The sequence below is a fragment of the Methanolobus sp. ZRKC3 genome (genome assembly GCF_045291275.1).
GTDB lineage: Archaea > Halobacteriota > Methanosarcinia > Methanosarcinales > Methanosarcinaceae > Methanolobus.
In genome coordinates this window covers 2,387,710-2,401,262 of sequence record NZ_CP146982.1, presented here as the reverse complement: position 1 = coordinate 2,401,262, position 13,553 = coordinate 2,387,710, and the positions used below count along the sequence as shown (strand labels likewise).

General features: G+C 41.9%; 12 protein-coding genes. 8 read left to right on the top strand and 4 right to left on the bottom strand.

Annotation, left to right across the window (positions count from 1 at the left end; translation table 11 throughout):
• Nucleotides 1–69: 69 nt before the first annotated feature.
• The 3 genes from V7O66_RS12190 to V7O66_RS12180 all read left to right on the top strand — a co-directional run bounded on the left by V7O66_RS12190 (nt 70) and on the right by V7O66_RS12180 (nt 4,700).
• Nucleotides 70–1,848 carry a thiamine pyrophosphate-binding protein gene (locus V7O66_RS12190; protein ID WP_406660581.1) on the top strand — a complete coding sequence of 593 codons (1,779 nt, stop codon included), beginning with the start codon at nt 70–72 and terminating at the stop codon, nt 1,846–1,848.
• Nucleotides 1,849–2,063: 215 nt separating this feature from the next.
• A complete protein-coding gene (locus tag V7O66_RS12185; RefSeq protein WP_406660580.1) occupies nt 2,064–2,999 on the top strand; it encodes an alpha/beta fold hydrolase in 936 nt (311 codons plus the stop codon).
• Nucleotides 3,000–3,467: 468 nt separating this feature from the next.
• Nucleotides 3,468–4,700 (top strand): multiheme c-type cytochrome, encoded by a 1,233-nt coding sequence (locus tag V7O66_RS12180; protein WP_406660579.1) that lies wholly within the window; start codon nt 3,468–3,470, stop codon nt 4,698–4,700.
• A gap of 250 nt (nt 4,701–4,950) precedes the next feature.
• Here the strand turns inward: V7O66_RS12180 and V7O66_RS12175 are convergent, their stop codons facing one another.
• Entirely contained in the window at nt 4,951–5,529 is a 579-nt protein-coding gene (locus tag V7O66_RS12175; RefSeq protein ID WP_406660578.1) for a c-type cytochrome, read from the bottom strand.
• 43 nt (nt 5,530–5,572) lie between these two features.
• On the bottom strand, nt 5,573–6,016 hold the full coding sequence (locus V7O66_RS12170) for a hypothetical protein (protein WP_406660577.1): 444 nt from the start codon (nt 6,014–6,016) through the stop codon (nt 5,573–5,575).
• A gap of 342 nt (nt 6,017–6,358) precedes the next feature.
• Here V7O66_RS12170 and V7O66_RS12165 point away from each other — a divergent pair, with 342 nt between their 5' ends.
• Nucleotides 6,359–8,611: a PAS domain S-box protein gene (locus V7O66_RS12165; protein ID WP_406660576.1), complete on the top strand. Its 2,253-nt coding sequence runs from the start codon at nt 6,359–6,361 to the stop codon at nt 8,609–8,611.
• A 127-nt stretch (nt 8,612–8,738) separates the two neighbouring features.
• On the opposite strand, the gene V7O66_RS12160 is transcribed toward V7O66_RS12165, so the two are convergent.
• Together V7O66_RS12160 and V7O66_RS12155 are read right to left on the bottom strand one after the other, a co-directional pair.
• Complete coding sequence (locus tag V7O66_RS12160) at nt 8,739–8,945, bottom strand: hypothetical protein (RefSeq protein WP_406660575.1); 207 nt, start codon at nt 8,943–8,945, stop codon at nt 8,739–8,741.
• A 440-nt stretch (nt 8,946–9,385) separates the two neighbouring features.
• Complete coding sequence (locus V7O66_RS12155; protein ID WP_406660574.1) at nt 9,386–9,796, bottom strand: carboxymuconolactone decarboxylase family protein; 411 nt, start codon at nt 9,794–9,796, stop codon at nt 9,386–9,388.
• Between the two features lie 222 nt (nt 9,797–10,018).
• Here V7O66_RS12155 and V7O66_RS12150 point away from each other — a divergent pair, with 222 nt between their 5' ends.
• The 4 genes from V7O66_RS12150 (at nt 10,019) to glyS (ending at nt 13,540) form a co-directional block, all read left to right on the top strand.
• Entirely contained in the window at nt 10,019–10,531 is a 513-nt protein-coding gene (locus V7O66_RS12150; RefSeq protein ID WP_406660573.1) for a deoxyuridine 5'-triphosphate nucleotidohydrolase, read from the top strand.
• Nucleotides 10,532–10,570: 39 nt separating this feature from the next.
• The gene (locus V7O66_RS12145; RefSeq protein WP_406660572.1) at nt 10,571–11,362 is read left to right on the top strand and encodes a 2-amino-3,7-dideoxy-D-threo-hept-6-ulosonate synthase; all 792 of its coding nucleotides are present in this window, start codon (nt 10,571–10,573) and stop codon (nt 11,360–11,362) included.
• A gap of 74 nt (nt 11,363–11,436) precedes the next feature.
• Entirely contained in the window at nt 11,437–11,592 is a 156-nt protein-coding gene (locus V7O66_RS12140) for a hypothetical protein (RefSeq protein WP_406660571.1), read from the top strand.
• A 199-nt stretch (nt 11,593–11,791) separates the two neighbouring features.
• Nucleotides 11,792–13,540, top strand: a complete 1,749-nt coding sequence (gene glyS, locus V7O66_RS12135; RefSeq protein ID WP_406660570.1) for a glycine--tRNA ligase — start codon at nt 11,792–11,794, stop codon at nt 13,538–13,540.
• Nucleotides 13,541–13,553 lie beyond the last annotated feature (13 nt).

Below are 13,553 nucleotides of genomic sequence, written 5' to 3'. Positions count from 1 at the left end.
GGAAGCAGAATACATACTGGGAAGAACTCAGAGTATTTGAAAAATTGAACTTATTTGGGAGATATTGATATGGGGAAATATAGATGTTCTGTTTGTAACTGGGTTTACGATGAAGAGGCTGAAGGGAAGGATTTTGACTCATTACCTGACGATTATACCTGCCCTATATGCGGATCGCCGAAATCCGCATTCGCTCCAGAGGGCAGGGCAAGGGTAGGAGAGGACGTAAAGACTACAGTTGCAGAGAAGATCATAGAGCAGCTAGAAGCTCTGGGCGTTACGCATGTCTACGGCATACCAGGAGACTCGAATCTTCCGCTCATAGATGCGATCCGGCGAAGTGAGAATATGCGTTTCATCCTCACAAGACACGAGGAAACTGCTGCTTTTATGGCTTCGGCACACGGCAAGATGACAGGCACATTGGGAGTCTGTATTTCCATTGCAGGCCCAGGTTGTACCAATCTCATCACAGGGCTCATGGATGCTGCCACCGACAGGAGTCCGGTGATAGCACTTGCCGGACAGGTGCCGGAGGTATATCTTGGAAGTGAGGCATTCCAGGAAATAGACCAGATCGAGCTGTTCAAACCGTTCACAGAATTCTCAGAGACCATTGCCAGAGAGAATCAGGCGCTTAAACTTGTCACCATGGCGGCAAAGTATGCACTGAAAAAACCCGGAGCTTCAGTGCTCAGCACACCCACGGACATACTTTCCGAGAGACTTGGAGAAAAGGCATACTCCATAGATAAGAGAGTGTTCACCAACAAGACTGCACCCAGGGATAAGGATGTTCAAAGGGCAGCAGACCTCATCAACAGCTGCGAGAAGGTCGCCCTCTTTGCAGGCTGGGGTTGCCAGCAGAGCGGTGAGCTGTTAAAAGAGCTCTCAGAAAAGTTGAAGGCTCCCATCGCAACCACATCAAGGGCAAAGGGAGTGGTCTATGAGACGGACAGGCTCAGTCTGGGAGTCCTGGGTTCCATAGGTTCAAAGCATGCTGCACAGGCCATCAAGAACTGCGACCTGATAGTCATCATAGGTTCAGGTTTCAGACAGGCAAATCTCGTGCCTTCGGGCATAAAGATAGTTCAGATAGACATCGACCCCACAAAGATAGGAAAGACCTTTGATGTGGATGCAGGTGTAGTGGGTGATGCAGACCTCGTGCTCCAGAGGCTCATACCCCTTGTTGAAGAGAGAGAAGAGAACCAGGAATTCCTCGAGTACATCAATGAGATGAAGCAGGTACATTTCAAGGAGCTTGAAACTGATGCCAATGACCTTTCTATCCCGGTAAGTCCCGGATATGTAGTACAGGCCATCAAACGTCATGCGGATAAGGATGCCATCATCTGTATCGATGTGGGTGACCATACCTACTGGTTCTACAAGAAGTTCATGTGCGAAGGTCAGAGAACGTTCATGTCCGCAAACATCGCAAGCATGGGATTCGCACTTCCAGCAGCCCTTTCAGCAAAGCTTGACTATCCCGACAAGCAGATAATCTGTGTCACAGGTGATGGAGGATTCGGAATGCTCATGGCTGACTTCACCACCGCAGTAAGGGAAGAACTTGGCATAAACGTCATAGTCTTTAACGATGGCAAGCTCAAGAACATCAAGAAAGAAGAACTAAGGGACAACTACCCAGAATTCGGAGTATCCTTCCCCAACCCCGACTTTGCCCAATTCGCAAGTAGTTCCGGTGGCGAGGGTTACAGGATAGAGGACCCGAAAGACCTTGACGAAGTAATGCAAAAAGCATTCGCTTCCAAAAAGCCAGCACTCATTGACGTTGTGGTGGATCCTGACAAGACCGCTGCAAGCACAAAAAAGGTGGATTGAGGATACTTTTAACTAAAGTATCCATTTTTTAAATTTTAAAATGAGGTTGGGTCTGAGTTTGAAATTCTGTGGGCCTGCCATTCTAATTTTCACCATATAATTACTTTTCTTCATCTTCACGGTAATTAGCATAGCAAGATAAGTCGAAACGGGAGTTCTTAAAATTACTACATCCTAAAGTACTCTTTTTATATATTAAACAATATTAAAATTTCATGAAACTAAAAACGAATCTTATTCTTACCTTAATTTTCGTGAGTCTTGCATTTTCTGGCTGTATTGGAACAGATGGTGAAAGCATACTGCAAGGATCTTCAAAAATCTCAATCAATTCATCCCCGGAAGATGTTTTTCCACTCCTGAGCGAACAATACCCCATAAACCTCATCTCTGACAATGATGAAGTAGCCGGAAAAAGCAGAAATTACGACACTAGCGAATTCTCGATCGTTGGATCTCCTGTGGAATATGCTTCTGTTAATGGTATTGATATAGGGTACCGGGAATTTGGTTCAGGAGAGCCTCTTTTGATAATCATGCCATTTGCCACAAAAATGGACATGTGTAATGCTACCTTTGTAAAGCAGCTAGCCGAAAGTTACAGGGTCATACTCTTTGATAATCGGGGAATGGGATATTCATCAGACAATAATGAATCCATCTCCATATCTTTGCTTGTAGACGATACTGCAGGCTTTATGGATGCGCTTGGACTGGACTCTGCACACATATTCGGCTCCTCCATGGGATCGGTGATTGCTCAGGAGTTGACCCTTGCACACCCCGCTAAAGTGAATCGTCTGATCCTTTCATCAACAACCTATAGTCTCAATGTACCGCAGACAGAGAAACTGAAGAACATACTTCAATATCGGACTTTCGATCCTGATACAGAACCAGTGCTGAGAAACTATGCACAGGGAAATCTGGAATGGAATGGTACTTACGAACACCTGCCTGAAATTCAAAACAAGGTCCTGCTTCTCACAGCCAGCGGGGATGTACTCACGCCTCCAGAACTATCCGTCAAATTTGCAGAACTTGTCCCTGATGCACAACTAATACAATTTGAAGGTGCGGGACATTTAGGAGAACAGTACCTCCCTGAAGAATATGCAAACGAGATCCTGTGCTTCTTGGAAGCTGATTGATAGATCATGTGGTGGCTCCAAGAGACCTCTTCCAGTATCAAATAAACCTATTATAGAAAAATCCGGAGAAGGTAACTTCAGAACATTGTAAATCCAGGTGTTTAGGACAAAATAGTGAAACTGATTTATAGCTTCACCATAAATTCATTATGGGGATTTTAAATTTAAGTCAAACATCTACATCGAAATTCAATCGTGAAAGTATATCAACTAATTATACTTGATACAAGAAAAAGGAGAATTGTTAGTGTTATTTATGTACTTGCTTGTTTAGCATTATTTATTGTAGTTCTGATCCATCATATCATATATCCTAACTGGACTATAATGAAATCATGTTAACTTTGCTCTCTGACCTACAATTCCAAAAATAATGAGAGATAATAGAATATTGAAAATAAAATTTGAGTGGGGGCTTAAATGAAACATAGTAAATATAGATCATTATCAGTAATTATGGCTGTATTTATGATCTGCATTATTTTTTCTACATCAGCAACAGCACAATCCTACGTAATAGGTGACCAGAAAACACCGGTGGTGATGCCTGTTGAGGGAGCCACATATATTGGAGCCGAGGAGTGCAAGATATGTCATCAGGAAATATATGGAGACTGGGAAACATCGGGGCATAAATATAAGATCATGACATCTGAGGAAGCTCTCGATATCAGGCCTGATCTGCCAATGCCAGAGGGTTACACAAAAGATGATATCCTTTATGTGATCGGCGGATGGGGGTGGAAATCCCGGTACATGAACAACGAGGGATATATCATCACAAAAACCGGAGAGAATCTGGAGATCAATGGTTCGAACCAGTATAATCTTGAGACCGATGAATGGGTAGATTATCATGCAGGAGAGCTGCTGGAATATGACTGTCAGAAATGTCATACTACAGGTGCATCTTATGATGAAAGAACGGAGGATCTGCCCGGAATTGATGGCTCATGGGAGTTCAGGGGAATCCAATGTGAAGCATGCCATGGACCCGGTAGCGAACATGTAGAACAGAAGGGTATTGGAGGTGTTGCAATCAATGTGGATGGAAGTGCTTCATTCTGTGGGCAGTGCCACAGGCGTGGAGCTGAGGATGACAAGATCCCTGCAAGTGGAGCATTTGCACAACATCATGAGGAGTACCAGGAGTTACTGGCATCCGGCAATATGTCCACTTTAAACTGTGTTGTTTGTCATGACCCACACAAACCTGTTCATGTGGGAGCTACCAACCAGATAGAAAAATTGGGGATAACTACACATTGTGATGATTGCCATTCAGCAGTTGCGGAAATATATGAAGAGTCGATAATGGGAGTTGTTGGAGTCGAATGTGTGGAATGCCATATGCCAAAGAGCGCAAAGTCTGCGGTTAGTACATCTCCATATATGGCAGATGTAAGTTCACATCTATTCAGGATCAATACCAGTGTAGATGCTGAATTCATTTATGTTGATAAGGAAAGTGGAAATGAATATGCAAATCCATACATTACACTGGAATATGCCTGCCTTTCCTGCCATGATGATAAAGACAAATCGTGGGCTGCTCAAACAACATCCATCATACTAGATCATGGTGTGAAAGAGGAGGCAATACCTGTTGCACCAACTTCGGAAGAAACACCCGGGTTTAGTGTACTCATTGCAACTGCAATGCTGGTAATAGGATACATAGTCATAAGGAGAGAATTGTAAGCATTGTCCTCTCCTTTTTCTTCAATCTTAGTGTATCTGTTTTTTATGAAAAAATGGCTCTGTAGAAATACCCAATATTCGGACATGAACCGCAGATTATAATAATTTGCAAAGTACTGCATGTTATTGAATAAGTTCTCCATTTTCATTTTATATATAGTGGTTTTGATAGATTTTCTACAGAGCCAAAAAAATAAAAACAAAAAAGAATTAAGTGAAATTGTATTTCGCTCAACAGTAAATTGAAACATCAAAGTGTTTTCAGATATCCGATTATGTCTTCAATATCGGAATCCGACATATCCCAGCGTGGCATTGTATAATCCAGCTCCTCACCAGATGGATTCTTGCCTTGTCTTATGGCTATCTTGATACTCTCATCGGTGTAAGGAGGATGATCTTCATGCTCATCTGCGTGCTCGTCCTCAGAAATTAAAGCCTCATATCTTATATCAGATGGAATAGATGCACTCATCATGATAGGGACACCACCCATACCGTTTACACCATGGCAACCTACACAACTGCCACCATGCATGTATAGCCAGTGAGGACCACCCCTGATGGGTATTTGACGGCCACTTTCATTAAAGCCGGTATAATAGATCATTTCCCCATTGGATGAAAACTCCGTAGTGAGACCCGGATAGGTTGTCCGGTCATACGGCATCTGATCCGATTGTTCAGGGTACATGAATCCCGGTTCATGCCACCGGTATCCCGAACCTGGCGCAGTATAAGGCTCCCTAACCATATTCACACACCCGGAAAGCATTAGTGCTATTCCAATCAAAAAAAGCGTTAAGACCATTGTTCTTTTCAAATTCATTCACTCCCCGCGTAATTGGATAAAAATAGAGATCATGATAAGGTCATGTCTTTATTTTCTCCATCACCTTTGAAATAAAGGCAGCTTTGTCCTCTTCCAACATGCCGGAAGAACCCTGCTCCACCAATATACCCACCATATTCAGTACAAAGGCGGTTCTTTCCCCGGTAGGGATTTTGGGAAGCATCATATTGAGACAATTTGGCATCATGCCCATCATCATTTCAGGCATCATGGATGTTTTTTCTTCCTGCTCACCCCCCATCATCTGGGACATCATCTTTGGCATCATTTTAGGCATCATCTTGGGCATCATTTCCATCATGTCAACCCCTTCCATCATCTCGGACATCATGCCTTCCATCATATCCTTTTTATCTTCCTCTGTCATGTCAGCAAGAAAGTTCTCCATCATTTTTTCCATGATATCTTCTTTCTCATCTTTGCTCATCCTTCCCATCATATATTCCATCATTTTTTCCAGCATGGACTCCCCTCCCCTTAAATTTGAACTTGTTAGTAGCTCTTACAATCCATAATGCAGCCATCAGAATCGTTTACTGACGCTACATAACCAAATAGATGAATCTAAGCACTAACCACATGATAATATTAGAGCCGTTTCAAGAAAAGTCTATGCACTAAATACAGGAGATAAAACTAAAAAATACTACCATATGGATAAAATCAGAAAATTTAGGCAAGTTTATATACTTCAAAAGTACATACAGACAACTTAAATTGACATTAAGTAAATATAACTTGATTTGATTGCATCTTTTAACTTTGTGTGGTTGCAGCATCATGTTATGAATAAAGAGGTGGCCGTATGTTCACACCTGAGAAAACAATAAAAATAGATATTCCTGTTGCAGACACTCTTTCTGATAATTATTTTACTCTTATTTATAGAAACAATATCGAACTGACTGATTTCCTGGTAGATTATTTCATATCAGGACTTGAAAATAACGAATTATGTATCTTGTTCATGCCGGAAACAGTAGATATTGAAAAAATAAAGTTAATGTTCCATGAAAAAGGAATGAATGTTAATCCGTATATTCAGTCCTTGCAGCTTGAATTCATTCCAATGGATCCATCAATATTTCCTGAAGGTGAAACGAATACTAGAAATATCAAAGATATTCTGGAATTTAAACAGGAATATGCAGTCTTAAATGGTTTTTCAGGTGTGAGGTTCAATGTTAATATGCATGATATCAAAGAACCAATCTTGCAATACCTCAATAGTTACAGAGAATCCATAGAGTGTTTCATTTACAACAAAGAGGCCAGGATTTTGTGTACCTGCCCCATCGACTCATTTTCAGCAGATGAGATTTTTGATATGATGGACCAAAGGGAAAATTTCATCCTGAAAAGAGATGGAAAATGGATGCACCTAAAAGATCTCTTAAGTAGTAAATACAGGACCCATCTACGCTATTCCCCGGAAATGATGAAAAAAGAAAAAGAGGTCAAATCCGTTTATCGAAACAGTCCTGCTGTTGCATTTCTCTGGGAACATGAAGGATTCCATCCTGTGAAGTTCGTTTCCGAGAACATTTCCCAGTTCGGTTACTCGATAGATGACTTCATACTAAACAGAATACTCTATGAAGATATCATACATCCCGGTGACCTTGTAGAATATTATACGGAACTACAAAGATGCATAGAAGAAGGAAGTAATGAGTTTACTAAAGAGTACAGGATACTGGATAGTCGTGGACAGGTACATTGGGTCAATGAACGATCATTGATAGGATCTGAAAAAAAAGGTGCTAATTATCGCTATCAGGGAATCGTAGTTAACATTTCAGAGAAAAAGGCTGCTGAAAAAGCGTTGCAAGGATCTGAAGAGAAGTTTAAGAAAGTGTTTGATAATTCCAATGATGCCATCTACTTGTTGGACCTGGAGGGGCATTTTTTAGAGGTGAATAAAGTTGCACATCAACAATTAGGATATACACATGATGAAATGCTTGAAATGAAGATTCAAGACACTTACACCTCTTATTATACAGCCAGCTTTCATGAAAGGGTGGCTGAAATATGCAAAAACGAACATGCCATCTTTGAAGTTGTACGTAGTAAGAAAGATGGTTCATCATTGCCTATTGAAATGAGTGCGAGTCTTTTGGAATATGATGGAAATAAGGCAATTCTTGTAATCTCCAGGGACATCGCCGAACGTAAAAAGGCAGAAAAGATGCTTCTTAATGCCAAGATGAATGCAGAAGCTGCCAACAAAGCAAAAAGTGAATTTCTGGCAAATATGAGCCATGAATTGAGGACTCCACTCAATGCCATCATAGGTTTTTCGGATCTGATGCTTGAAGAAACTTATGGGATTCTCAATAAAGAACAGAAAAGGCATGTGCAAAATGTATCTCATGCTGGAAAACATTTGTTGAATATCATAAATGACATTCTTGATATTTCAAAGATGGAAGCAGGTAAAATGAATCTTCATTACGAGGATTTTTTTGTTTATTCTGCGCTCCATGAAGTGACTTCGATAATTGCTCACATGGCATCAAAAAAGAATTTGAAACTGACCACAGCTATAAAGCCATTGGATATTCAGATCAATGCTGATAGGGGAAAGTTCAAACAGATACTTTATAATCTGATAAGTAATGCCATCAAATTCACCCCAGAGGGTGGGAGCATCATTGTGAGGACAGAATGCAAAACTGACAGTGTCGTGGTCCTTGTTGAAGATACAGGAATCGGCATCTCAAAAGAAAACATCGGAAAACTATTCCAGCCTTTTACCCAGTTAGAATCATCATCTACTCGGCAGAATGGAGGTACAGGTCTTGGACTCGTTCTGATCAAAAAATTTGTTGAGATGCATGGTGGAAATGTTTGGGTTACCAGCGAACCGGGTATTGGCAGCACTTTTAGTTTTGAAATTCCTGTTAATGGATTGAAATTCACGGAAACGGAAATTGTTAGTGAAGATAATAAAATTGTAGATAATAAAAAATTATCGAATCTAAATGCGGAAAAATCCTTGAAACCATTAACATGCTTGCTGAGAAAAGAGGAAAAAGTGTTCCCGGATACTTGAGTCTTCCAGAACACGAGCATCATGGATGAGGAAGAACTGAAGACTTATAAATGAGTTCCTGTAAAATGCCGGGACCTCCCCAGATCCCGGAATAATTATAAAATTAAAAATATCCTCTCAGAAAACCTTACTCTTTAACCATGAAACGGAATTTCGCTTTACTTTCTCCTCTTTCGATCTCATGGCCTTTTTTATACCGAGGAAGATTCGCACTGGCATGTTTAGGAAATACCAAAACATAGTCTTCTGCACATGCTTTTCCATTTTCATCCACACCCACACTGAATAAGATTTCAGGCCTTTCATCATTTTTTATTAAGTTAGCACTTTTCAAATCAATCACTTCTCCAAATTATACTATTTTATTTTTTTTAAATTAGATATTTCCACTTTCAGAGTTTTATGGAATACTAAAATTCCATACGCCCGATGGCAAACTTTCCCTAAATCCATCACATTATATTACACAGTTAGCGATATAACCTTTTTGCTTACAATTATAATCTTAAATAATTATAATCGTTTGTTTAATAACAAGAACCGAAGCAAAATAGCAATATTTGAGCATAAAGAAGAAAGAGCTATGACCATGCTATAAGGGATAAGCTGAAAAAAATAATCGAGTGCCTCTCACATGATAATATTAAGTCTGTTTGAAGAAAAATCGATGTACTTGATCCAGGAGAGACAAACAGCAACAATTACCAGGGAAATTAAATGTGAAAGAAAAAAGAGAGGAACCCCATTGCAAAAATGGGGTAGTACATGATATATTTAAGCCATTCCAAGACGCCTGAGGATTTCCATCCTGTCGTCTTCTGTGAAGGATCCTCCCTGGAATGTTTCGATGCAGTCCTTTAATAATGTTACAGAATAAGCTATTGCAGGTCCGCCACCGAGAGCTGATGCAACCATGCTTGCCTGAAGGATCTCTTCCTTTGAAGCACCTGCTTCAAGAGCACCGAATGAATGTAATGCAATGCAGTAAGGACAGCGTGAATATACTGAAACACCCACTGCAACAAGCTCCTTTGTTTTTGCATCAACAATGGAACCCTCGTATATGGTCTTGCCAAGCAAGTCCATGATTACGCCTGCCTGTGCAGCCTGTACATCATTTCCTGCACCGAATGCTCCGAGGTCTCCTGTAAAACTGAAAAGTAATTCTTTTGGATCTTCTGCCATTTTTTGTCACCTTTTTTTAATCACAAGTTTTAGTTAACTTGTAAATGTTTTTGTGCGGTTTGTCGAGAACCGTCCATGACTGTATGAAACCCTATTAGAAAAAGGCATCCCCCGACACTTAAAACAAAATCAGAATACGAACAAATATGAAAACTTATGAGTATTATCTAATTGGATTGGCAGTCGTAATTCTAATATCAAATCACAGATAAGGTGGTTCCCATGACCATGCTATCAAGGGATGAACTGAAAAAGAGAATCGAGTGCAATCCACCACTCATTGAGAACACAATCGATACAAATACCCAGCTACAGCCCAACAGCGTTGAGCTCACACTCAAGGGTATCGAATCACTTGAATCCGCCGGAGCAGTTGATTTTGACAACAGCGAAAGGGAGATCCCCACAAGCAAATTGATCGAGTTCGATGATGAGGGATGGGCTTCCCTTGAACCGGGAACCTACAAAGTGACATTCAACGAAATAGTGAACATTCCACTTGACCTTGCCGCAATTGCAAGACCAAGGTCCAGTCTGCTCAGGTGCGGAGTTACCGTGGAATCCGCTGTATGGGACTCAGGGTACAGGGGCAGGAGCGAATCCATGCTCGTAGTATACAATCCTCATGGTTTCAAACTGAAGAAAGGTGCACGCTTACTCCAGCTTGTGTTCTACGAACTTCACAGCGAAGTCAGTGAAGGCTATTGTGGCAGATATCAAAATGAGAATCTCTAACACACAAAGAATATGAATAATTAAATCTATTAGGCTTCCATGAGTGAAATAGGCAAATCTGTCAGGATGGAACGGATATTCGATCGTAATACGGGTAATGCAATCATCATACCAATGGACCATGGAGTCGGTGCAGGACCTATTAAAGGTATCATCGACATGCCAACTACCGTTAACAAGATCGCAGATGGAGGAGCGAACGCTGTTCTGGGACACATGGGACTTCCAAAGCACGGACACAGAGGATACGGACAGGATATTGGACTTATCATCCACCTCTCAGCATCCACCTCCCTTGGACCAGATCCAAACCACAAAGTACTCGTAACCACCGTAGAAGAAGCAATCAAAGTGGGAGCAGATGCAGTTTCCGTCCACATAAATGTAGGTGCTGAGGATGAAGCGGAGATGCTTCAGGATCTTGGATACGTTGCACGTCTCTGTGACGAGTGGGGAATGCCACTGCTTGCCATGACATATCCAAGGGGTGCAAAGGTAACCTCAGAGCATGATGTGGAATATGTGAAGCATGCAGCAAGAATTGGTGCTGAGCTTGGTGCAGATATCGTCAAGACAAGCTACACCGGAGACATAGAATCATTCAGAGAAGTAGTAGAGGGATGCCCTGTACCAGTTGTTATTGCCGGCGGACCACAGATGGATACCGAAAAGCAACTTCTTCAGATGGTATACGATTCACTCCAGGCAGGAGGGAAGGGAGTTGCCATTGGCAGGAATGTATTCCAGTCCGAGGACCCCACAAAACTCGTCTCGCGCATCTCAAAGATCGTGCACCATGGCATGACAGCGGACGAAGCAATGGAATCCTGATAGCACTAAATACTTATTTTACATCACTTATGCCTGCATGAAAGGCATAAGTCTTTTTCTAAATTCCAAATAACTTGTGTACAATAGATGGTGCCGTATTTCACAACAGGATTACAAAAATAAAATTATCCAGTGTAACTACCATAAAAATAGGGGTTAAAAGAAAAGCAAGGTCAGTTGTTGAAATGACCAATGAATCATATAAAGTGTGGTGGTACGATATGATATGATTGTACTACTGACCTTGCTCAGAACTTACGATGTATGAACATGCTTATAAACAGTATGACAGTGTTTTTTCAAAATGTGGACATGAGCATGACAAACATGCATTGGACACATCCATGCATGCCTCGATACAATTAAATGTAATGGAAATATCGAGGTTCTATCTATCAACGTGAACAATTAGCATTTGTGAGGAATCTTATGGATAAATATGAGCAAGTCATCGAAATGGCAAAACGCCGGGGATTCTTATGGAACTCATTCGAACTTTATGGAGGTACAGCAGGGTTTTATGATTATGGCCCCCTTGGAAGTACCCTTAAACGTAGAATTGAGCAGATATGGAGAGAACTATATGTGGTCAACGAAGGCTACATGGAGATCGAGACCCCCACAGTAGGTATCGAAGATATTTTTGTGGCGTCCGGCCATGTTGGAGGATTCTCAGACCCTCTGTGTGAATGCAAGGAATGTAAAGGAGCATTCCGTGCTGACCACCTCATTGACAAACTGGTACCTTCTGCGGAAACAATGAGCAATGAAGAACTGGATGCAGCCATCAAAGAGCACGCAGTCTGCTGTCCCGAGTGCGAGGGAGAGCTGGGGGAGGCATATGAGTTTAATCTTATGTTCAAGACCCAGATAGGGCCGGGAAGTGGAAGACAGGGATACATGCGTCCCGAAACCGCACAGGGAATGTTTGTTGATTTCCTGAGGCTTGCCCGCTTCTATCGCGAAAAACTTCCCTTCGGTGCGACCCAGATAGGAAAATCATACAGAAATGAGATATCTCCAAGACAGGGAGTCATCAGACTTCGTGAGTTCACACAGGCTGAAGCTGAGATATTCATTGACCCGAATGACAAGAAACACCCTAATATTGAGAGATTTGCAAACACCTTGATCAATCTCTACTCCGATGCAGGACAAGACACCGGACTTGTTGAAAAGCTCAGTCTTGCGCAAGCTTTGGAAAAAGGCATTATTGCCCACGAATTCCTTGCATATCAGATAGGGCTCACCAACCATTTCCTCCAGAGAGTGGGAATATCAGGGGACAAACTCAGATTCAGACAGCACCGCAAGGATGAGATGGCGCACTACGCCATTGATTGCTGGGATGCGGAGGTCGATACTGACAGGTTTGGATGGGTCGAGATCGTTGGGATCGCAGACAGGACAGACTATGATCTGTGTGCACATGCCGCGGTGAGCAAGACAGAACTTGCCATTTACAGGGAATACGATGAACCGAAGATGCTCACACAATTTGTGGTCAAACCCAATATGGGCAAACTCGGACCGCTCTTCAAGGGCAAGGCAAAAGCAGTTGCCGATGCACTGAAGGAATTGACACAGGAAGAGCTGGAAAAGGATGAGATCAAAGTCACAATAGGTTCAGAGGAGTTTACCGTTCCCGGAGACATCGTTGCTTTTGCAGAAGAGACTACAAAGATAAGTGGCGAAACCATTGTCCCGCATGTGATAGAACCATCATATGGAATTGACAGGATATTCTACAGCGTAATGGAACATGCATTTGAGGAAGAAAAGCTTGGCAAGGGCGAGGATGATGAAGAGGAAGACGCAAGAATTGTTCTGAAACTGCAGAATGAAGTTGCTCCGGTGCAGGTAGCCATTCTTCCACTCCTTAGCAGAGAGGAACTCATCAAGCATGCGAGGTCAATTGAAAACCGGCTTCGAGCCAAAGGGTTGCTTGTATCCTATGATGACTCAGGAACCATCGGACGCCGTTACAGAAGGAACGACGAGATAGGCACACCATATTCAGTCACCATAGATTATGACACAGTAGATGATAATACAGTGACCATACGCGAACGTGACAGCATGAAGCAGGTGCGTGCACCTATCAGCGGTATACAGGATGTACTCTACGACCTTATGTACATGGATAAGGACTTTGAGACTGCAGGAGAGGCTCTCTAATACTTTCACTCCG

Coding starts and splice junctions, on each gene's coding strand:
- V7O66_RS12175 (WP_406660578.1), bottom strand. CDS start 5,529: ATGAATTTGAAAAGAACAATGGTCTTAACGCTTTTTTTGATTGGAATA.
- V7O66_RS12165 (WP_406660576.1), top strand. CDS start 6,359: ATGTTCACACCTGAGAAAACAATAAAAATAGATATTCCTGTTGCAGAC.
- V7O66_RS12150 (WP_406660573.1), top strand. CDS start 10,019: ATGACCATGCTATCAAGGGATGAACTGAAAAAGAGAATCGAGTGCAAT.
- V7O66_RS12180 (WP_406660579.1), top strand. CDS start 3,468: ATGATCTGCATTATTTTTTCTACATCAGCAACAGCACAATCCTACGTA.
- V7O66_RS12170 (WP_406660577.1), bottom strand. CDS start 6,016: ATGCTGGAAAAAATGATGGAATATATGATGGGAAGGATGAGCAAAGAT.
- V7O66_RS12190 (WP_406660581.1), top strand. CDS start 70: ATGGGGAAATATAGATGTTCTGTTTGTAACTGGGTTTACGATGAAGAG.
- V7O66_RS12185 (WP_406660580.1), top strand. CDS start 2,064: ATGAAACTAAAAACGAATCTTATTCTTACCTTAATTTTCGTGAGTCTT.
- V7O66_RS12145 (WP_406660572.1), top strand. CDS start 10,571: ATGAGTGAAATAGGCAAATCTGTCAGGATGGAACGGATATTCGATCGT.
- V7O66_RS12155 (WP_406660574.1), bottom strand. CDS start 9,796: ATGGCAGAAGATCCAAAAGAATTACTTTTCAGTTTTACAGGAGACCTC.
- glyS (WP_406660570.1), top strand. CDS start 11,792: ATGGATAAATATGAGCAAGTCATCGAAATGGCAAAACGCCGGGGATTC.